The sequence below is a fragment of the endosymbiont of Lamellibrachia barhami genome, from assembly GCF_011947365.2.
GTDB lineage: Bacteria > Pseudomonadota > Gammaproteobacteria > Chromatiales > Chromatiaceae > QGON01.
In genome coordinates, this window is record NZ_JAAVSH020000001.1 from 2,365,682 (window position 1) to 2,386,111 (window position 20,430).

The window sequence follows — 20,430 nt, forward strand, 5'->3', positions numbered from 1 at the left end:
TGGAGGCCACAACGGCGTTGGCCAATGCCATCAGCATCCCGGTAGTGGCCTCCGGCGGAATCACCAACATCGGCGACATCGAGGCGCTGTGCAAAGCCGATACCACCAACATCACCGCCGCCATCACCGGCCGGGCGATCTACGAAGGGACGCTCGACTTCGCCGCAGGCCAGAGACTGGCGGATGAGTTGACGGCTTGATTTTTTTACCGCGAAGGGCGCGAAGCACAAGCTCCCTCGCGGTTAAACAGTAGGTACACAACATGCTCGCTAAACGCATCATACCCTGTCTCGATGTGGACAACGGCCGCGTGGTCAAGGGTGTCAAATTCGTGGAGATCCGTGACGCGGGCGATCCGGTGGAGGTGGCGCGCCGCTATAACGAAGAGGGCGCAGATGAGATCACCTTTCTCGATATCACCGCCAGCTCCGATAATCGGGAGACCATCGTCCACGTGGTGGAACAGGTGGCGTCGGAGGTCTTCATTCCCCTGACAGTGGGTGGCGGCATCCGGGTGGTGGAGGATGTGCGTCGCATGCTCAATGCCGGCGCGGACAAGGTGGCGATCAACACCGCAGCGGTTTTCAACGCTGAATTCGTCAGGGAGGCCACCACCCGATTTGGTTCCCAGTGCATCGTGATCGCTATCGACGCAAAGAAGGTGAGCGGTGAAGGGGAGCCGCTGAAGTGGGAGATTTTCACCCACGGCGGCCGCAAGCCCACCGGCATCGACGCCATCGAGTGGGCGAAGAGGATGGCGGACTACGGTGCTGGAGAGATTCTGCTCACCAGCATGGACCGGGACGGCACCAAGATCGGTTTTGACAACAAACTGACCCGGGCCATTGCCGAGGCGGTGCCGATCCCGGTGATTGCCTCCGGTGGCGTGGGCAACCTGCAGCATCTGGTGGATGGGGTGAAAGAGGGCGCGGCAGATGCTGTTTTGGCCGCCAGTATCTTCCACTTCGCCGAGTACAGCATTGGTGAGGCCAAGCGTTTCATGCAGGATCAGGGCGTCGAGGTCCGTCTGTGAGCTGGCTCGGCAATATAAAATGGGATGAGCAGGGTCTGGTGCCCGCTATCGCCCAGGAGAAAGGGACGGGCACTATCCTGATGGTGGCCTGGATGGATCGGGAGGCTCTGCGGTTGACGCAGGAGACCGGTCACGCGGTCTACTGGTCCCGTTCCCGCAAGAGACTCTGGCACAAGGGTGAGGAGTCGGGACACCAGCAGATAGTCAGCGCGATCCGGGTCGATTGCGATGCGGATGTAGTGCTGCTGGAGGTGGAGCAGAAGGGCGGCATCGCCTGCCACACCGGCCGCCACAGCTGTTTCTACCGGGAACTGCGGGATGGCGAGTGGGTCGAACTGTTACCTGTGCTGAAAGATCCGAGTCAGATATATGGGTGAATAGCGAGTTAAAGATGAGCGATGTACTGGAACAACTGGCCCAGGTGCTGGAGGAGCGCAAGCAGGCGGAGCCTGACAGCTCCTATGTGGCGAGACTCTACGCCAAGGGGCTGGACAGCATCCTGAAAAAGATCGGTGAAGAGGCCACTGAGACTGTGATGGCGGCTAAGGACGGGGTGCCGGAGAAGATCATCTACGAGATTGCGGATCTGTGGTTCCACACCATGGTCCTGCTGGCTCAGCAGGGTCTGGGGCCAAATGATGTGCTGCAGGAGTTGGAACGCCGTTTCGGGCTTTCCGGGTTGGAGGAGAAGGCCAGTCGTGGCAAATAGTGTCACAGGAATTCAGCCTGAGTGACAGCGGTGCTTACCGCCGGGGCATAACTGGGGTATTATCCCCCGCATCGATGGCCGAGGTTTCCTCTGGCCGGAACGAAAATAGATAGATAGACATCCGGTTTGAACCGGGGAGTGGAGAAGATTATGGGTATTGGTGGTATCAGTATTTGGCAGTTGTTGATTGTTCTGGCGATCGTTCTGTTGTTGTTTGGCACGAAACGGTTGAAAAATATCGGCTCTGATCTCGGCAACGCCGTCAAGGGCTTCAAAGGCGCCATGACTGACAGTGAAAAGGCCGAATCCAGTGAGAAGCGCGAACAGATCGAAGAGTCTGAGTCCGGCACTGTAGTGGAAGGGGAAGTCACCTCCAAAGAGAAAGACAAGACCTGATTCCTTTATCCCGTCTCTGGGACAGCTTGAGATCCAACAATGTTTGACATCGGTTTCTGGGAACTGGGTATTATCGCGCTCGTTGCGTTGGTGGTCATAGGTCCTGAACGTTTGCCCAAGGTGGCGCGTGTCGCAGGCCATTGGCTTGGCCGCGGCCGCCGTTTTGTGGCGAATGTTAAGGCGGATATCGACAAGGAGATCAAGGCGGACGAGCTGAAACAGATCCTCGAAAAGCAGATGTCCAACCCGTTGGAGGAGATCATCGAGGATACCCGAAAAGATCTCTACGATGTCGAACGTTCCGCCTCCAAGTCGTTGAATGACGCCAAGAACACCCTCGAGGATCGCGAGATCCCCGGTACTGACAAGTAGGTTTCCGTTGGCTGACAATTCCCAGGCTACTCCTAGTTCCGAACAACCGCTGGTCGCCCACCTTCTCGAACTGCGGGATCGTGTGCTGCGCATGGTGCTGGTGGTGTTGGCGATCTTCCTGGTGCTGTTCCCTTTTGCCAACGACCTCTACATCATGGTTTCCGATCCGTTGAGAAGCGCGTTGCCGGAAGGCAGCACCATGATCTCGACCAAGCCGATCGATCCATTCCTGATCCCGTTTAAACTCACTCTGCAGATGGCTGTGTTTTTGGCTATTCCCTTTATTCTTCACCAGTTCTGGGCCTTTGTGGCGCCAGGACTCTACAAGCACGAGAAGCGTCTGGTGATGCCGCTGCTGGTCTCCAGCACCCTGCTCTTCTATCTGGGCGTGTGCTTCGCCTATTTCATCGTCTTTCCGCTGGTCTTCGCCTTCCTCACCAGCACTGCGCCGGAAGGGATTGAGATGGCTACCGACATGGGCAGCTATCTCGATTTTGTCATGACCCTGTTTTTCGCCTTTGGCATCGCCTTCGAGGTGCCCATCGCTACCATTATTCTGGTGTGGATGGGGGTGACGACCCCGGAGAGCCTGAGATCCAAACGTCCCTATATGATCGTCGGCGCCTTTGTTGTCGGCATGTTTCTGACGCCGCCGGATATCATCTCACAGACCCTGTTGGCCCTGCCCATGTGGGTGCTGTTCGAAATAGGCATCTTCTTCTCCGCGCATTTTGTGCGCAAGAGAGAGGATGAAGCCGAAGACGCGGGTGTCGAGCCTGCGATGGCGGCGGCCACAGCCGGTTCGTCACCGGCAACCCCCGAGCCTGAGCCACCAATGGGTTCGGAGATAGACCCTGCGAATGACCACATCGACCCTGATCGTTTCGTGCCTCTGACCGATGATGAGATGGAGGCCCAACTCGATGCCATCGAGGATGAGGAAGATGAGGACGATGGACCCTCGGTGGAAGAGATGTTTCGTCAGGTTCAGACATCCCGTGACGTCGGCGATGTGGAGCAGGCCCGCGAACTGCTCTATGAGATCCTGGAAGAGGGCAACGCCGACCAGCGACGGGTGGCCAGAAACATCCTGGCCCAGTTGGATACGCCGTAGGATGCTGCGAAACGTTCGGAGTTGTAGGTCGGGTTAGTCGCACGAGAGCACAAAAACTTGAATCCGACACGGCGCTCTGTGTGCGACGTAACCCGACAAATCACCGTCGGGTTACGATGCGCGCAGAGCCAAGTGACAGAATTGATGTTCTTGGCAATGCGCATCTAACCCGACCTACATAAATTGTCTTTTTCGACAGACTTCTGGGCCTTTATCGGTAGCGCATCCGCGTACCGTGTACCAGTGACAGGGAAATCTCTTCCGGTGTCAACTCCTTGGGAAAAAAGGCCCCGGAGATCTTTGCTCCGTTGATGCTGGTTCCCTCCATTTGTGTTTCCGACAGATTCAATCCCCGCAGGTCTGTCTGACGCAGATAGGCGCCACGCATGTCCAGCCCCCGTGCATCCAGTTCGCGTAGATCCAGTCCCCGCAGATCCGCCTGCTGCAGATTGCAGGACTCTCCATCTGCCCTTCGCTGATTGAACTCGGTTATCTTCTCATCCCGCAGTAACTGATACATAACGTCCTGCTTTATTTCGGGTTTCTGCATGTTTCTCTCCTATATGCCCAGCGTGGCATGAAGTGCCTGTTGAGTTGCATAGACGGCTGCCGCAACAATGATGCCGGTAAAAATTACGCCGATGATGCCAAGAAGAATAGCCAATAATCTGGACAGGGGTTTTTTTGGCGTGAAATCACCGTAACCAACGGTCAATGCAGTGATGAAGGACATGTAGATGGCGAAGTTGATGGGCATGGGCTCTTTCCTGGCAATGATGGTTGCGATAAGCAGGATAAGCATGATGTGAAACAGGAGAATGGGGGCGGTATAGAAAAGGGCTTGGAAAAATATCTGTAAAAAGTGCAGCGTTGTCTCCATGGTGTCCTTTTGTCTCTTGATGTTACTTTTAGCTATCTCAGGCTAAGCCGACCCTCACCTTCAATCAAGTGTTGAGTGTGTTTTATTGTGCAGGCAAATAGTTTTTTTATCTTGTATTGGTTATTGTGGGGTATAAATCGATCCCTGGTTGAGCGAAATTCATGGAGCACCCATGGCTTCCACCCCTCAAGTCTACTACAAACAAAACCGCCTGAAGCAGCTGCGCGCTTTTTGTCATGCTGCCCAGACCGGTTCCATCAGCGAGGCGGCAGAACGCATCTACCTCAGTCAGCCGACCGTATCCTTGCAGATCCAGGCGCTGGAGCGTGAATTCGACACAGTGCTGTTTGAACGTCGCGGTCCAAAGATCAAACTGACGTCGGAGGGGGCGATTCTCTACAAGTTGGCGCAGCCTCTGGTGGAGGGGATGGACAAGCTGCGGGAGACCTTTTCCGCTGCTTGCGGCAAGCTTGAGAGTGGCGAACTCAATATAGCGGCGGGGGAGTCGACGATACTCTACATCCTGCCGGAGCCGTTGCGGCGTTTTGCCGAACGCTTTCCAGGTATACGGTTGAAACTGCACAATGTGACAGGGCGCGACGGGATGACGATGCTGCGCGCTGATGAGGCCGATTTTGCCATCGGTTCCATGCTGGAAGTGCCGGACGATGTGACCTACGAACCCATTGTGAACTATGGACCCGCGTTGATAACCCCGCTGGGACATCCTTTGGCGGGCAAGTCGAGGGTTACCCTGAAAGACATCAGTCCCTACGGGCTGATTTTGCCACCCCACCACCTGAGTACCTGGCGCATGGTCGACTTGGTTTTTGAACAGCACAACGCCAGCTACAAGGTCACCCTGGAAGCGGGAGGCTGGGAGGTGATCAAACGATATGTCGAGAATGGCATGGGCATCTCGATCGTTACCGATCTCTGCCTGACCGGGGATGAAAAGGTCGTGAAGATTCCCCTCGGGGAATATTTCCCGGATCGCAGTTACGGCATTGTGCTGCGACGCGGTAAGTTCATTTCACCTCAATCAAAGCGGTTCCTTGAAATCATGCGGGAAGTGTTTGGTGGAAAGGCAAGTTTGGACGCCGGGCCGGGGTAGGAATACTGCACCTGCTATCGATGGAATCGGGTGATGCTGTGAAACCTGTACCGGTAATCTTTGGCGAAGTGCTTTTTGACTGTTTCGAGGACGGCAACCGGGTTTTGGGTGGCGCACCCTTCAATGTCGCCTGGAATATGCAGGCGTTTGGGGCTGCCCCCCTGTTGATCAGTCGTGTCGGAGACGATGCTTCGGGGCGGCGGATTCGGGACACTATGCAGCAGTGGGGGATGAATGCGGCAGGGTTGCAGCGCGATTGCACCCATCCAACAGGCACGGTGAAGGTAACCCTCAGAGAGGGTGAGCCTGATTTCGAGATTGTTGCTGACCAGGCCTACGATTTTATCCAGGATTGCGCAATGCCGCCTTTTGATGCGGCACTGATCTACCATGGCAGTCTGGGTCTGAGGCGTCCTGAGGCGAAAGTTGCCCTGGAGTCTTTGAAAATCAGTCATCCCGCCCCGGTCTTTTTGGACGTCAATCTGAGGCCGCCCTGGTGGGAGGCTGAAGCGGTGCGACAGATGCTGGATGGCAGCACTTGGGCGAAACTCAATGAGAATGAACTAAAGACGTTGTGCGAGGGCCAGGGAGATTTGCGAAGCCGGGCGGAGAACTTGCTGCATGACCACGCGTTGGAACTCATTATCGTGACTCGGGGAAGTCGGGGCGCCTTCGCCCTGAACCAGTTCGGCGATTATGAGGTGGTTGTGCCACAGGATGAGATTTCCGTGGTGGACACAGTGGGTGCCGGGGACGCCTTCGCCAGCGTATGCATTCTGGGACTGCTACGCCAGTGGGATCTCAAAACCCTATTGTTCCGCGCCCACTCTTTTGCTTCGGCACTGGTCGGCCGGCAGGGTGCAACAGTGCTGGATCCCGTTTTTTACCAGCAGCAGCTTAGGACATGGAAAGTCTGATTGGTATTTTGGTACGCCTACTGGGAACGCCTGAAATCCCCTGCCAGGATGATTTTCTGAATATCCCTTATCGGACGCACCCACGCCTGCAGTCTCTTCAGGGATGGATTGAGGCGTTCGATGGTGGCAGCGGCCTCTGCCCTGCTTGTGTAGATCCCGAAGACTACCCCCGTCCAAATCACCTTTTTTCTTGTAAAACGGAACAGTAGCGCCTTCCCCTGAAGCTTATGTTGTTGCACAAAGTGGACTGCGGTCTCAGGGGTCTTGGCGGAGAGGAAATGGATGGTGTAGTGCTCTGCCGGCAGGGTAAGCAGGCGGCTTTCGCTGCGGAGTGGTTCGCGTTGCCAGTCGGTCGTTATCCGATCATAGGCAATCGGTTCGTCGAACTCCACGAGCTTCTGTGCTGCCTGTTCTTCACCCTGTGAAGCAGCGGTACGGAACCAGGCGATTCCCTCTTCGTGGTTGGCCTGACCACTCCTTTCGCTGGTGAGCAGTGAGCCGAGATTGAACTGCGCCCGGGAATAGCCTTGCATGGATGCCTTGCGCCACCAATATTCCGCGTTGTTGATATCCTGTTTGGCGCCGCGACCATTGAGATAGGCGTTTCCCAGATTGAACTGGGCGGGCGCATGGCCTTTTTCGGCAGCAATGCTGAACCATTGGGTCGCCTTTTGCAGATCTGTTTCAACGCCAATGCCTTGAAAATAGAGCACACCCAGACCGTAAGCACCCAAGCTATTCCCTGCGGTGGCTGCTTTCTTGAACAGATGCAGCGCTTGCTCCGTTTTGCCCTGTTCGATCAGTCTGGCACCCTCCTCTACAAGGTTGGCCCGGGTCGCAGTAGAGAACCCCAGCAGGAGCAGAGTGACAATCAAGAAAGGTTTCAGGCCGATGAGAGAAGTCATTGTTGATAAGTGGATGAGACGACAGTGGCGCCGGTTTTCATGGATCTGTTACTGGGCAGTCTAATTTCATGATTCGGCAGCGCAACTGCGTGCACGATAAAGTGGGCTTTATATCACGAAAAAACGCCGGTTGGAGTGACCGGCGTAAATTAGACATCCTTGTCCAGGGAGGATTGAATCAGAGTTGCACGCTGACTTCGCTGGAGAAGCTTGACTCGTGGCCACCGAGATTGACAGCGGTAACTACGAAATAGTGGTTGCCTACTCCGTCGACATCCAGGTCGTGGATGACGACGTTACCGACTGCAATCGGGTCACCATAGTTGCCGCTGCTGGTCCGGTGATAGAGGTTATAGCTTGCCACATCCGCGCCGGTGCTTGCATTCCAGGCAATGCGTACGGTAGAGCTGCACTGGCTGAGGCAATTCACGGTCAGGCTGACGCTGGCGGTTGCCGAGTCGCCATCGGCATCAGTGACCTGATAGATGAAGCTGTCCACGCCGCGGTAGCCACCTGCAGGAGTGTAGGTCACGGTGCCGTCACTGTTCACCTGCAGAGTACCGTGGCTGGCGCTGCCGGAGACGGTCAGAGTCACCGGACCGTCCTCAAGGCCACTGTCGTTGCTCAACAGATTGATGGTGACGGCGGAATTCTCAATGGTGGAGGCGCTATCTGCCTGAGCCACTGGCTGGTGGTCAGCTGGGGTTGTGCCACCATCGGTGCTGCCACCATCAGTGTTGCCGCCATCGGTATTGATACTGACCAGGCTGTTGGCGGCCACGTTGATGTCGCTGACGCCGCTGGTGTTGCTGCTGGCGGCAAGCGAGATGGACTGGTCGATTGAAATAGTGACGCTGCTGTTCATGCCGTTATCGCCCAAACCTTGGGAGACCACGCTAGTGGAGACATCGCTGCCCAGGCTGAAGAGAACGGTGAGGAGGTTATCGAAGTTAACATTCGGATCGATGGCCCGGGCAGCAGCCAGTGCAAACTTGGCCTGCTCAATCATCAGGTCATTGATCGTCACAGTGGTTGTGGAGCGGTTGGCGATGCCCGCGTTACCCATGATCTGCTCGATAGCGTTGTCCAGCGCCAGGGTGGCGGAACTATTGTTGACCTGCAGATCATTGAGCATGGCTTCGATCAGTACTTGGGCGGAAACTACATGGGCGATGGCGGTATAGCGTGCGTTGGTGCCTGGTCCGCCAACACCATCCAGTGCCCCATCGATCAAATCGGCTGCCAGTGCGGCGAAAACTGCATCTTCATCGATGTTGTTGCCGATCCAGTAGCTGGCACGGCGTACCATTTCACCGAAGACTTCACTGGCCTTGGTAATCATTGCAACATTGTTGTCGTTGATATCGTTGGTGATCGGGTCGGTTACCAGAGCGGTGTCGAGGCCGAAGTTCATCTTGGTGATTACCGCTTCACGGGCGCTGTTGAGGTTTGCGAGGTTAAGTCCACCCGACATGGCCAGGGCGGTCTTCACGATCATGGTGGAGTGGGGGTTCAGGTTGATGCGGGTTTGACTGCGATCCATGACCACTGCGGTGAGGGTGAAGTCTGGCTGTGCATTGGTTACCAGGTCGATACCAAGAGTGGCTTCGATGATCAGAGGGAACTGCTCATCGGCGATCTCGCCGACATAAGAGAAGTTGGCCTGGATGTCGCTGGTCGTGGAGGAGATGACCTCGAAGTTGTGGTTGCGGATAGTCACGGTGGCACCCACCACAGGCCCGTCGCCTACACTGCCGCCGAACTCCACCCTATTGGAAGTGGTTGTCTCACTGATGCTGCCACCTCCACCACAAGCGGTAACCAGGATTCCGCTAAGTACCATTGCGAAGATGTTTTGTAAGGCTTTCATGGCTGCACCCGTTGATTATATTTCCGTTACCCAGGATATCGGTGCCACAGCGGGACTTCTTCAGTCGCCAGTTCACACTTTTTCCGGTATCGACGCACGCATTTTTGCATCCCCCGAAGAAGTGAGATCAGGTTCACGTTATTTGTCCCGAAATGGGTAAAAACCCCACTTATATCTTCGTGTTCTGGGAAATAAAACCGTGCAGGTGGGGAACGATATTCACCTTTCCACACCTTAGATTGAGTTTCGTTTGATCGAATTCTGATGGCGACGGGAAGGTACTTCTGATCTTTGGGAAGGTATAGACTAGAGAAGGAGTGACAGGCGTATTTTGTCCCACTCTTTCATTGGCAGACAAGGAAATGTTACATGACCGTTGACTCGCTAATAAAAATCATAACCGCCAGGCTGAAATCGAGGCGTTTTTTGGCTGTAACGGGTGGGTTCACGCTGCTCATCATCGGTGTACTCGTCTTTATCCCGTTTGGCATACAAATGGGTATCAGCAGTTATTTTCTTGATAGTGGGATGCGAAAGGTGGAGATCGAGGATGTCGATTTCAATCCCTTTAGCGGCCGTTTCCATCTGCGTGGACTCTCCGCTATAGGCGAGGGGGAACGACGTGTGGAGTTGAAGCACTGCAGCGCTGAGATAGTCTGGCACTTCCTCTTCAGTCGCCGCGTCCGGCTTCGCATGGTTGAAATCGATGGCCTGCAGCTCGGCATGGAGCAGAAGGCGGAGGGCGTGGTGCATTTGGGCGGTATCGTGATACGCACACTTGGCGGTGAGGCTATGGGCGGAGAGGGAGAGCCTTGGGGATTTGCGATTGATCAGTTGAAGATCGTCAACACGACGGTCATGTACACCAACGACGATTTTAACAGCGAACTGGAGATCGATAGTCTCCAGCTTGAAGATTTAATGAGTTGGGAGCCACAACACAGTGCCCGTTTCAGCCTGACCGGCAAGCTCAACCAGGCGCCTCTGAAGCTAACGGGAGAGAGCAGACCGTTCGTTGATGAGCCCTGGGTTGCCGGGCAATTGGGACTGGAGCAGATTTTACTGGACCCGATACAGGCGTTGGTCACGGGGGTGGTGCCACGCTTAAAGGGCCAGCTAACCATCGATAGCGCCTTCAAAGTCGAACTTAAACCGGAAGGTCGATTCCACTGGAGTACCGATGGCAACCTGGGCACGGATGCTCTCCAGCTGCAGACCCCTTGGGTTGAGGTGACTGATAAGTCGACCCGGTGGAACGGTAGTATGCAGGGTGGTTGGTCCTCTGCGGCGGGATTGGAACTGGATATGAACGGCAGTCTCAACCATCAATTGACCCAGGTGGATCTGCCCAAGCCAAAAATGAAGATAGTGAGCAGTGCAACCCGTTGGAAGGGAAGGGTTCAACTGACTCAGGGTACTCAGGGCCTGCATCTGCAGGTGATTGGCGATCTTGGATTAAAGCAGACAAAAATGGATGGCCGTGCCTCTGATCTGGGAGAAGTGGCTACAGAGGCAGTAGAGATCAGCGGTTTGGATCTCAAACTCGTTATCGATAAGGCGGGGCAGCTTGAACTCTCCAATCGGGCCAAGGTGATGACGAATCAGCTGCAGCTTTCTGATCCGCAAAATGCCCTCTCGCTGGAGAAGATCAACTGGCAGGGTGAAGTGACGCTAAAAGGTCAGGCACTCAAGGTCGAGGGGGATGTGGATCTGGGTCACCTGTTGATCAACCATGCGGGTGAACAACAGGCACAGATTGCGGTTGCTGCCCTGAAGCTCGGCAAGCTGCGATTCAAGATGGACAGAAATGAGGCGGGGGGACTGCAGCTCTCGAATCACAGCGATCTTAGGGTGGATGGGATGGACCTCTCCATTCCGCAGGGGGCGGTGCAGTTGGCGGAGGTGCTTTGGTCAGGGGATTTTTCTCTGGATCAACCTGACCCTGATATGGCTGCCATGACATTGGCAACCGATGGCCGCCTGGGGTTGAAATCATTTGAGGGAAATCTGCCTGATCCTGGAATGGCGCTAACCAATGAGCAGTTTGAGTGGAATGGCCGTTTTGCGCTGCAGACCGGCGGTGAAGCGCCGGCTGTCACTGCAGAGGGTAGTTCACAACTCGATGGCATCACCTTTCGCGACACCCGCAGTCAAGTGGTCTTGCTTGCCCTGGAGCAGCTGAAGATGACGGAGGTGGCCATAACCGAGGGTAACCGCCTGGCTATGGCGGAGACCGCTTTCAAAGGGCTGGAACTCTCTGCGCCGGTCGAGCAGAAGGGGGAGCGTATCCTGTTCACTGAATCGATCCATCTCCGCGACTGGTCATTTTCGATGGAGGACGGATTAGTCATAAAACAGATCGAAAAACAGGGCATTGAAAAGACCCTGAGAAGATCCTCCAAAGGTCACTGGAACGTGGTCGCCTTTCAGGCAGTGATGACTGAACTGTTGACAGGGGAGGCTGCCAAGGCCGAGGCTGAAGCACAGCCCGCGGTCTCGCTTCAGGAGGCCGGGAAGAAACTGGAGGAGACCGAAGAAAAACCGGCGCAGTCTGAACCGCAAACAGAGGGGGCTGTCGAAATGCCGCTGCCGATTGTGATCGATCAGATCGTCTGGCAGGGGGAGAATAAAATCCATGTGCGGGATGATTATGTCGATCCCCCCTTTGCAATGACGACAATCATCGAAGCTTTCGAGGTAGAGGGAATAGACAGTACCCAACCGGAGAAGCTGACCAGTCTCAATCTTAAAGCCAATCTTGGCAGGCACTCCCGTCTCACATTGGATGCTGAGTACACACCTTTTTATCGTCCTCCCAGCGGTCATATTAAAGGTGAGATCGATGCGTTTGAGCTGCCTAAGGTCTCCGCTTATTCAGGAGACACCATAGGTTACATGATAGATAGCGGCGAGTTGGATCTGACCATGGACTTCAATCTCGACAAGGGACAGATTGCGGCGGACAACAAGATTGAAATCAACAGGCTTGAGGTTTCTCCGGTGAGTGACGAAAAGGCGCAGAAACTCACTGCAAAGATCTCCATGCCCCTGGATACCGCCCTCGGCATACTGGAGGATAAAAACGACAATATCGTATTGAATATCCCCGTCTCCGGGGAGATGGGTAATCTCCAGATAGACCCAAGCGATGTGATTTCGATTGCGTTGGGTAAAGCGATCAAGACGGGTGCGCTGGTCACGCTTGGCGCCGCGTTTTTCCCCTACGGAACGGCGATTGCGCTGGCCACGCATCTGGCAGGCAGCAATTCAGCGGTCCGCCTCGATCCGATTACTTTTGCAGTAGCTTCCGGAGAGTTGGAAGGTGAACATCGGAAATATCTGCAAAAGGTGGCCGAAGTGCTGAAGTCACGTCCGGGCATTGCCATTAAGCTATGTGGTTTTGCCACCGCAGCGGATCGGGCGGAGTTTGACCGTCGAAGTCAGGAGGCGTGGCAGGCCAAGGTTGATGCGGCCAAGGCAGAAGCGGCCAAGGCAGAAGCGGCCAAGGCAGAAGCGGCCAAGGCAGAAGCGGCCAAGGCAGAAGCGGCCAAGGCAGAAGCGGCAAAAGTTGCAGTAAAAGACGATAAATCCGGAGTAAAAGAGGGCAAAAAGACGAAAACGGCACTCAAGTTACCCCGTAAGCCCCAACCCGTCACAGACGAGAAGTTGCTGGAGCTGGCGCGCCAGAGAGCAGAATCGGTGGAGGATTTTCTGGTCGACAAGCATGCTGTCGATCCCAGCCGGACTGCCGTATGCCGTCCGGAGTTGGATAAGGATGAGAAGGCGGCGCCCCGTGTGGATGTTTTGATCTAAGGCATTTCACCCAAACATTGAAATGAATTATGATGCCTACCATGAATATTCAGAATCAGACCATGCTCGGTACAGCACCAGAGTTTCAGACGGTGCTGCGTGCAGCCAGAATCGTTGCCGCCACTGACGCCACCGTGCTGGTAACCGGTGAGAGCGGTACCGGCAAGGAACTGCTGGCCAACGCGTTACACCGCTACAGTCGGCGCTCCGATAAGGCCTTCGTGACCGTCAACTGCGCAGCTGTGCCGGAGCAACTGGCTGAGTCGGAGCTTTTCGGTCACCGCAAGGGTGCTTTTACCGGCGCGGTGCAGGACGAGATCGGCAAGGCGAAAGCGGCTGATGGTGGTACGCTTTTTCTGGATGAGGTGGGGGAGCTGCCCCTCTCGATTCAGCCGAAACTGCTGCGTTTTATCGAGTCGGGTGAGAGCCAGGCCGTGGGCTACCCTCAGTCTGAAAAACTGAACGTGCGGGTGATTGCCGCGACCAACAAGGATCTCGGCAAGGCGGTAAAAGAAGGCAGTTTTCGTCGGGATCTATACTACAGGCTCTATGTCGTTCCCCTGGAACTGCCTGCATTGCGTGAACGTCCAGGTGATGTGGAACTGCTGTTCAACAGACTGACGGCAGAGTTGTCAGCTCAGTACGGCCTTGATGCACCAAACTACAGTCGCTCAGTCTTGAAAGTTCTGCGGCGCTACAGCTGGCCGGGAAATGTCCGGGAACTGAAAAATTTCTGCGAAAGGATGCTGATCCTGTTTAGCGGCCGGGCGGTCCAGCCTGAAAACCTGCCGAGGGAGTTTCGCCATGAGGTGATTCCCCAGTCGCAACAGCGCGGTGATTTTGTCTTGCCTGCTGCTGGCTTGAATATGGATGAACTGGAAGCCAACCTGATCCGCCAGGCGTTGAGTCGGACTTTGGGGAATCGAAGCAAGGCGGCGCGTCTGCTTGGACTCTCTCGAGATACGCTGCTGTACCGCATCAAGAAGTACGCAATAGAAAGCTAGCTTGGTTCACTGTCCCCGCTATCGAATTCGTAGGCACGATCAAGCGTAGCGGATCGGGCGTCCAGGCTTGGAATAATGTAAGGGATGTTGCCGGTTCCGCTACGCTTGAATCGGCCTACTTCTAACCTGACCTACAGAATCGTAGAATGTGCTGAGCATAGCGGTGCGCATCTGTTGTGATTGATGCGGTTCGTTCTACTCGGCAACTGCTCCATGCGTTGCTCTACCTCCTGCATCCATGCAGTCGTCACCACATCCTACACGTTACCTCAGTGTTCACTATGTGCTGAATTGGTACGTGTGGTATTCGGCCAGATTCCCCGCGTTTCCGTAAAATTGTGTCATTTGCCACACTCTTCATTTCTTTTTTGGCAGACTGATTGTTGTCAATGAGCCGCCGCATTCCGGCGCTTTAGACTGGTTGCCATTCACCCCATTTCTAATAGTGATTACGCAGTCAATGAGGCGATCAAACACACTTCTGATAGTTTTTTTCAGCGCCGTTCTGTGTCTGATGTTTACCCTGGTGGATGCGGAACTTCGCCGTCAATCGGCAACTGCGGATCTGCAACATCGCTCAGCGCTGGTGGCGGAGTTGGGATTGACTGACTTGGCCTTGTTCACCGAAGCACGCTATACGCGTCACCCGAGTCAGTCGGACCTGCATTCAGCGTTTCAGGATCATCCGATGGCTTTGGAGCACTTTCCCAGCGGCTCATTGATTTCCCCCCCTCAGAGGCTTGGTCAGTGATCGATTTTTTCCGCAAGCAGAAGTATCTGATCGACTTTACTCTGGCTTCACTGTTTCGGCGTAAAGGCAAAAACTTTGGTCTCCTGTTTGTCTATACGCTCATAGTCTTCATGCTTGCCTCCGTGATGCTGTTTACCCATGCGCTACGACATGAGGCTGGAATTATTCTGCAGCAGTCACCGGAGATCATTCTTCAACGCATGGTTGCCGGTCGGCATGCCTTGATGCCTGCGGAGTATTTGGATCGTATTGGCCGGTTGCGCGGCGTGGTGGAGAAGAAAGGGCGTCTTTGGGGGTATTTCTACGATCCCGCGGTAAAGGCTAACTACACCATGATGGTGGATGAAAAAAAGGGACTTTCCACCACGGAAACGATCATTGGTGCGGCTATCGCACGCACTCGGGGTATCGGTATCGGAGACTGGATCACTTTCCGCTCCCATGATGGCGAGGCCTACTCTTTTCAGGTGACAGAGATACTCGATACGGCGTCGGAACTGGTCAGCGCTGATCTGGTTTTTCTCTCTGAGAAGGCCTATCGGGTCACGTTTGGCGTTCCTGACGGTTATTTTACCGATCTTGTGCTGTCGGTGCGCAACCCGCGAGAGGTGCAAAAGATCGCGGAGAAGCTCTCGTTGAAACTGCCGGATACGCGTCCCATTCTGCGTGAAGAGGTGTTGCGCACCTACGACAGCATCTTCTCCTGGCGTCAGGGCATCGTTTTTGTCCTGTTGGCCGGTGCGGTGCTGGCCTTTGTGATCTTTGCCTGGGACAAGGCATCTGGTCTCAGCGCGGAAGAGAAGCGGGAGATCGGTATCCTGAAAGCGGTGGGTTGGGAGACCGGTGATGTATTAAGGATGAAATTCTGGGAGGGGGCCATTGTCTCGCTTGCCGCCTTTATCATTGGGTATCTGGCGGCCTATGCCCACGTCTTTTACGGCTCGGCCAGTCTGTTTGAACCGGTGCTCAAGGGCTGGGCAGTGCTCTATCCCGATTTTCAGCTGACGCCATTTATCGATGGCATGCAGGTGGCAACGCTCTTCTTCTTTACGGTCTTTCCCTACACCGTGGCAACCATCATTCCAATATGGCAGGCCTCGATCACCGACCCCGATGCGATTATGCGGTAGTTGCAGATGTTCATTGAGTTGACTGATATCAAGAAGGCCTTTAACCAGGGCCGACCTAATGAGTTTTGGGCGATCCAGGGTGTTTCCCTGAAGATCGAACCCAACAAGGTCACCTGTCTTAAAGGGGCGAGTGGTTCCGGCAAGACCACGCTGCTCTCCATGATCGGTTGTCTCTCACGACCGACCAGTGGCCGCATTCAGCTTGGGGATCGAATCATATCCGGTTTGCCGGAACGTTTTCTGACCGATATCAGACGCCATACCTTTGGTTTCATCTTTCAAAAATTCAATTTGATCCAGGGACTGAGCGTGCTGGAAAACATCATGCTGCCTGCCTATCCGCTTGCACCCGACCATAAGGTCTTGGTGGAATCGGCACGCCGCCTGCTGGATCACTTCAATCTGAGCAGCAAGGCCGATAACCCGGTGGAGTGGCTCTCTGGCGGCGAGGCCCAGCGGGTGGCGATCTGCCGTGCCCTGATCAATGATCCTAAGATTTTGATTGCCGATGAACCGACGGCCAATCTCGATACAAAACTCTCACGCGAGTTCATGGGTCTGATTGATGAGTTGTGCAAGTCGGGAAAGACCATTTTGATCACCAGTCACGATCCTGTCGTCTTCGATTCACCGGTGGTGAACCGGGTGATGGAGATGTGTGATGGTTTGCTTGTGCGGGAGTGAATCATGCTGCTGAATCCAGCTATCATGGCGCTTGTCCTGGTCTCTGCTGTGGTCAGTTTGATGTTGTTGCTGGCTGCGGGTTTCGGCTTGCAGGTCGTTCGCCATTGGGATATCAACAGTGGTAGTGAACGCCAACTGAATCTGGAGCGGCGCACCTATCTGATCTCGACCCTGCTTACCTGGGCCTTTGCCTCGGAACTGGTCTCCCTGCTGCTGTTCATCTACAACGCCGAATCGATGTCAGGTCAGTTTGTGGGCGCCATGTGCGCAACCGGTGTGCTCAATGTGAACGAGTGGGGGTGGCCCACCCTGTTTCTGAAGATGATGATCTTCTTCAGCGGTGCGGCCTGGCTGGCGCTCAACTACCTGGACAACCAGGGTTATGACTATCCACTGGTAAAACTGAAGTACGTCCTGCTGCTGCTGATCGTGCCGATGGTGTTGGCAGAGTTTTACGTACAACTCCGTCACTTTCTGGAGATGGATCCGGATGTCATTACCTCCTGCTGCGGGGCGCTCTTCTCTGCGGATGCGGAAGGTGTGGCTGCAGAGGTCTCCAGTCTGCAGCCGAGAACCGCGATGTTCGCCCTCTACGGTACAGGTGTTGCAGCCCTGGGAAGTGGGGTCTGGTATGGACTGAGACGTAGCGGCGGACCGCTGTTTGCGATTCTGAGCGGTGTGGCTTTTGTGATGGCGTTGGTGGCCATCGTCTCGTTTGTATCGCTCTATATCTACGAACACCCGCATCATCATTGTCCGTTCTGTATTTTGAAATCGGGCCACGACTATGCAGGTTACTTCCTTTATATACCGCTGTTTTTTGCCACAGCCATAGCCTTGGGAGCAGGCATGATTGCACCCTGGAAACGGGTTCCGAGCCTAACTGAAGCGGTAGAACGAAATGCACCTCGACTGACTTGGGTGGCCATAGGTCTTTTCGGGTTGTTTTATCTGATTGCCACTTGGGCTGTGGTGAGTTCCAACCTGGTGATGTCGGAGGTTTGGTGGTGAATTTTATCCAGCCCCCGCGTTTTTGGCGTCATTTCACGATTGCTGTTTTGCTTTTGATGATAGTGGCAGGCTGTAGTGATGAATCTCCAAAGCTGATCAAGGGTCAGCCTATGCCGGGTTTTATCCTGGATCGGTTGGAGAGCGGCTCGTTGGACTTTCCGAATGCATTGCGGGGCAAGGTGGTAGCCATCCGTTTCTGGGCCGACTGGTGTCCTTTCTGTGAATCAGAGATGAAAAATATCGAACCGGTCTATCGACAAAAGCAAGAGCGGGGATTGGTCATCCTGGCAATCAATGTGCGGCAGGATCGGAAAACCGCCGCTGCATTTATCCGCAAGTTGAATATCTCCTACGATGTGCTGTTGGATCGGGATGGAGAGGTGGCACGCCGTTATGGTGTGATCGCGCTTCCAACCACTTTCATTGTTGACCGTCAGGGTAATCTGCATACCCGGATACTGGGTGAATCCACGTCGAAGCTATTCCACAAGATTGTCGAGGAACTGCTGTGAACGGCGAGTTCACCCTTGCGCTTGCATTTGCCACGGGTATCTTCGGAGCCTTTCACTGTGTCGGCATGTGCGGCGGCATCAATGGTGGATTTTTTATCCGCTATGGCAGCTTCCTCAATCCGCTTCCCGTGTTGGCATTTCATGGGGCGCGTATCGGAGTCTATACCCTTCTTGGTGTCAGCGGTGCTCTGCTTGGGCAGGTGGTGGTACAGGCAGGCATTGTAGGCAAAGCGCAGGGAGTCCTGATGATTCTTGCCGGGGTATTGGTTGTCATCCTTGGTTTGAACCTGCTGGACCTGATTGGAAAGAAGAGAATACGGCAATCCCGGAAAGTGTGGTTTTCAGGGGATGATTTTGCAAATCACAAAAAGAGTCTTCCCTTGGTTGCCGGTCTGTTCAATGGTTTCGTTCCCTGCAGCCTGGTCTTTTCTGTGGCAATCAAGGCAGTGGTCAGTGCTGATCCACTGAATGCAGGTCTGCTGATGCTGGCTTTTGGAGCAGGGACACTGCCTGCCATGGTGGCAGTCAGTCTCCTGGGAGCATTTATTGGACAAAAAGTACGTGGCAGCATGGCAAAGCTAGCTGGAGTTGGCGTGGTTCTGCTTGGACTCTGGACGGTCTACGAAGGGGTGATCTTCTACGACATCATGCGTGGGTTAGCCAACTGGTAGTGTCCATTCGCTGAGTCATATCACGCAGATGGTGTTTTTGACGGACTATGTGAACAGTGTGAATTTGGTTAACTGACTGAAAAGCCGTTAGATCTGTTATGCGGTATAGATCTTGCGGCGTACCTTAACCGCAAACCCTTTTGTTATTGGTGAAAGTAAGGAGCAGTAGATCATGAGCGAAGAAAAAAAGATCGATCGTAGAGATATGATGAAGATGCTGGCTGCCGTCGGTCTCGGTGGTTTGGCGGTTACGGCAACGGCGGGACAGGGCATTGGTGTTATGGTTCCCGGCAAGGGTTGGGTCAAGGCTAGCGGTGAGAAATGTTTTGGTGACGGTACGCCACTGCAGTTTATCCCCAAGACAGCACCGGATAATAATCCACTCGAAAACGAACTGCAGAAATATCCCAAGTGTCCTTACTGCGGTATGGACCGCACCAAGTTTCATCACAGCCGTCATCTTGTGCAGTATGATGATGGCCTGGTGGACGGCACCTGTTCCATTCACTGCCTGGCTATCAGTCTGTCGCTGAATATTGACCGTGGACCCAAGGCGATCTATGCAGCCGATTTCGGCTCTGATGAGAAGATCAAGCCGCTGCTGGAAGTCGACAAGGCGAGCTACCTGATCGGAGCCAAACTTAAAGGAGTCATGACTAAGAAGAGCAAGAAGGCCTTCGCCTCCGCCGATGCAGCCAAGGCTGCGCAGAAGAAACATGGTGGTGAGTTGGGTGCTTTTGATGATGCTCTGCGGGAATCCTATCTCAGCATGGCTACGGATACCGTCATGGTCCGCATGCGTCGTGCAGAGCGCCGCAAACATATGATGAAAAAAATGAAAATGGAGCAGAAGGGCTGATTGGCACAGGTCGCGGCAGAGGTATTGGGATATTTTCCCCTGCAACTGCCGCGAAAGTTTTTGTGGAGTGAAGCCCCGTCGCTCCTGCAATTGAATGCCATGCCTAAGATGCAGAAGTTATGAACACTGATAATCGCTTCCTTCTAATAATTATTCTGGGTTTACTGTTGCTGGCACAACCAGCTATTTCAGGACCTGTCGACCTGCCAAAACCTGGCCCGACAGACACCTGCCCGGTATGCGGTATGTTTGTTGCCAAGTATCCGGAGTGGGTGGCGACGGTACGTTATAAGAATGGTCACTCACATCACTTTGATGGTGCAAAAGACCTCTTCAAATATCTGCTGGATTTGCACAAATGGGCGCCGGGCCACCAGGCTGAAAACATCGATTCAATCGGCGTTACAGAATACTACGGACTTACCCTCATAGATGCGCGTGAGGCCTTCTACGTGATTGGCTCAGATGTGCTGGGTCCAATGGGTCACGAGTTGGTTCCCCTTGAAACGAAAGAGGACGCAGAGGAGTTTATGAGCGATCACAAGGGATTGAGCATTATTCGTTTTAACCAAGTCGCTGAGGAAATGTTGATAAAACTGGATAACGGGATTTTTGAATAATTTGCTGGCCTCCCGCTTGTGGCACTGCACTCGATCAGTGGGGATTCTATGGTTGTAATAAGAAC

Annotated in this window: 23 protein-coding genes; 19 read left to right on the top strand and 4 right to left on the bottom strand. The window is 54.3% G+C overall.

Annotated elements, in window-relative coordinates:
• The 7 genes from G9Q73_RS10685 to tatC all read left to right on the top strand — a co-directional run.
• The coding region (locus tag G9Q73_RS10685) for a HisA/HisF-related TIM barrel protein (protein ID WP_246345185.1) at positions 1 to 200 on the top strand (200 nt) is incomplete at its 5' end.
• A 62-nt stretch (positions 201 to 262) separates the two neighbouring features.
• A complete protein-coding gene (gene hisF, locus G9Q73_RS10690) occupies positions 263 to 1,033 on the top strand; it encodes an imidazole glycerol phosphate synthase subunit HisF (protein WP_177419777.1) in 771 nt (256 codons plus the stop codon).
• Positions 1,030 to 1,410, top strand: a complete 381-nt coding sequence (hisI, locus tag G9Q73_RS10695) for a phosphoribosyl-AMP cyclohydrolase (RefSeq protein ID WP_177419778.1) — start codon at positions 1,030 to 1,032, stop codon at positions 1,408 to 1,410. Before hisF ends, hisI begins: the two co-directional genes overlap by 4 nt.
• A 14-nt stretch (positions 1,411 to 1,424) precedes the next feature.
• Positions 1,425 to 1,742: a phosphoribosyl-ATP diphosphatase gene (locus tag G9Q73_RS10700; RefSeq protein ID WP_177419779.1), complete on the top strand. Its 318-nt coding sequence runs from the start codon at positions 1,425 to 1,427 to the stop codon at positions 1,740 to 1,742.
• A gap of 150 nt (positions 1,743 to 1,892) precedes the next feature.
• Complete coding sequence (tatA, locus tag G9Q73_RS10705; RefSeq protein ID WP_177419780.1) at positions 1,893 to 2,138, top strand: Sec-independent protein translocase subunit TatA; 246 nt, start codon at positions 1,893 to 1,895, stop codon at positions 2,136 to 2,138.
• 39 nt (positions 2,139 to 2,177) lie between these two features.
• A complete protein-coding gene (gene tatB / locus G9Q73_RS10710) occupies positions 2,178 to 2,510 on the top strand; it encodes a Sec-independent protein translocase protein TatB (protein ID WP_177419781.1) in 333 nt (110 codons plus the stop codon).
• Between the two features lie 7 nt (positions 2,511 to 2,517).
• Positions 2,518 to 3,624 (top strand): twin-arginine translocase subunit TatC, encoded by a 1,107-nt coding sequence (gene tatC, locus G9Q73_RS10715; protein WP_246345187.1) that lies wholly within the window; start codon positions 2,518 to 2,520, stop codon positions 3,622 to 3,624.
• 211 nt (positions 3,625 to 3,835) lie between these two features.
• Here tatC and G9Q73_RS10720 read toward each other — a convergent pair whose 3' ends face one another.
• Both G9Q73_RS10720 and G9Q73_RS10725 read right to left on the bottom strand, forming a co-directional pair.
• Complete coding sequence (locus G9Q73_RS10720; RefSeq protein ID WP_177419783.1) at positions 3,836 to 4,174, bottom strand: pentapeptide repeat-containing protein; 339 nt, start codon at positions 4,172 to 4,174, stop codon at positions 3,836 to 3,838.
• A 9-nt stretch (positions 4,175 to 4,183) separates the two neighbouring features.
• The gene (locus G9Q73_RS10725) at positions 4,184 to 4,504 is read right to left on the bottom strand and encodes a potassium channel family protein (RefSeq protein WP_177419784.1); all 321 of its coding nucleotides are present in this window, start codon (positions 4,502 to 4,504) and stop codon (positions 4,184 to 4,186) included.
• 172 nt (positions 4,505 to 4,676) lie between these two features.
• Here G9Q73_RS10725 and G9Q73_RS10730 point away from each other — a divergent pair, with 172 nt between their 5' ends.
• Both G9Q73_RS10730 and G9Q73_RS10735 read left to right on the top strand, forming a co-directional pair.
• Positions 4,677 to 5,618 (top strand): LysR family transcriptional regulator, encoded by a 942-nt coding sequence (locus tag G9Q73_RS10730; protein ID WP_177419785.1) that lies wholly within the window; start codon positions 4,677 to 4,679, stop codon positions 5,616 to 5,618.
• A gap of 38 nt (positions 5,619 to 5,656) precedes the next feature.
• On the top strand, positions 5,657 to 6,535 hold the full coding sequence (locus tag G9Q73_RS10735; protein WP_369408877.1) for a carbohydrate kinase family protein: 879 nt from the start codon (positions 5,657 to 5,659) through the stop codon (positions 6,533 to 6,535).
• 17 nt (positions 6,536 to 6,552) lie between these two features.
• On the opposite strand, the gene G9Q73_RS10740 is transcribed toward G9Q73_RS10735, so the two are convergent.
• Positions 6,553 to 7,410 carry an SPOR domain-containing protein gene (locus G9Q73_RS10740; protein ID WP_246345189.1) on the bottom strand — a complete coding sequence of 286 codons (858 nt, stop codon included), beginning with the start codon at positions 7,408 to 7,410 and terminating at the stop codon, positions 6,553 to 6,555.
• A gap of 208 nt (positions 7,411 to 7,618) precedes the next feature.
• The gene (locus tag G9Q73_RS10745; protein WP_177419788.1) at positions 7,619 to 9,310 is read right to left on the bottom strand and encodes an Ig-like domain-containing protein; all 1,692 of its coding nucleotides are present in this window, start codon (positions 9,308 to 9,310) and stop codon (positions 7,619 to 7,621) included.
• 369 nt (positions 9,311 to 9,679) lie between these two features.
• On the opposite strand from G9Q73_RS10745, the gene G9Q73_RS10750 reads away from it, so the two are divergent.
• The 10 genes from G9Q73_RS10750 (at position 9,680) to G9Q73_RS10795 (ending at position 20,365) form a co-directional block, all read left to right on the top strand.
• Complete coding sequence (locus G9Q73_RS10750) at positions 9,680 to 13,123, top strand: DUF748 domain-containing protein (RefSeq protein ID WP_177419789.1); 3,444 nt, start codon at positions 9,680 to 9,682, stop codon at positions 13,121 to 13,123.
• A 41-nt stretch (positions 13,124 to 13,164) separates the two neighbouring features.
• Entirely contained in the window at positions 13,165 to 14,127 is a 963-nt protein-coding gene (locus G9Q73_RS10755) for a sigma-54 interaction domain-containing protein (protein WP_246345191.1), read from the top strand.
• 460 nt (positions 14,128 to 14,587) lie between these two features.
• Positions 14,588 to 14,878: a hypothetical protein gene (locus tag G9Q73_RS10760; protein ID WP_177419791.1), complete on the top strand. Its 291-nt coding sequence runs from the start codon at positions 14,588 to 14,590 to the stop codon at positions 14,876 to 14,878.
• Positions 14,875 to 16,008: an ABC transporter permease gene (locus G9Q73_RS10765; protein WP_177419792.1), complete on the top strand. Its 1,134-nt coding sequence runs from the start codon at positions 14,875 to 14,877 to the stop codon at positions 16,006 to 16,008. The genes G9Q73_RS10760 and G9Q73_RS10765 overlap by 4 nt, the downstream gene beginning before the upstream one ends.
• A 6-nt stretch (positions 16,009 to 16,014) precedes the next feature.
• On the top strand, positions 16,015 to 16,692 hold the full coding sequence (locus G9Q73_RS10770) for an ABC transporter ATP-binding protein (RefSeq protein ID WP_177419793.1): 678 nt from the start codon (positions 16,015 to 16,017) through the stop codon (positions 16,690 to 16,692).
• A 3-nt stretch (positions 16,693 to 16,695) separates the two neighbouring features.
• Positions 16,696 to 17,703 (top strand): hypothetical protein, encoded by a 1,008-nt coding sequence (locus tag G9Q73_RS10775; protein ID WP_177419794.1) that lies wholly within the window; start codon positions 16,696 to 16,698, stop codon positions 17,701 to 17,703.
• On the top strand, positions 17,700 to 18,215 hold the full coding sequence (locus G9Q73_RS10780; protein WP_177419795.1) for a TlpA family protein disulfide reductase: 516 nt from the start codon (positions 17,700 to 17,702) through the stop codon (positions 18,213 to 18,215). The genes G9Q73_RS10775 and G9Q73_RS10780 overlap by 4 nt, the downstream gene beginning before the upstream one ends.
• Positions 18,212 to 18,886 (top strand): sulfite exporter TauE/SafE family protein, encoded by a 675-nt coding sequence (locus tag G9Q73_RS10785; protein WP_177419796.1) that lies wholly within the window; start codon positions 18,212 to 18,214, stop codon positions 18,884 to 18,886. Before G9Q73_RS10780 ends, G9Q73_RS10785 begins: the two co-directional genes overlap by 4 nt.
• Before the next feature lie 172 nt (positions 18,887 to 19,058).
• Positions 19,059 to 19,745 carry a nitrous oxide reductase accessory protein NosL gene (locus tag G9Q73_RS10790; RefSeq protein ID WP_246345193.1) on the top strand — a complete coding sequence of 229 codons (687 nt, stop codon included), beginning with the start codon at positions 19,059 to 19,061 and terminating at the stop codon, positions 19,743 to 19,745.
• Positions 19,746 to 19,864: 119 nt separating this feature from the next.
• On the top strand, positions 19,865 to 20,365 hold the full coding sequence (locus G9Q73_RS10795) for a nitrous oxide reductase accessory protein NosL (protein WP_177419797.1): 501 nt from the start codon (positions 19,865 to 19,867) through the stop codon (positions 20,363 to 20,365).
• The last annotated feature ends 65 nt before the right edge of the window (positions 20,366 to 20,430 follow it).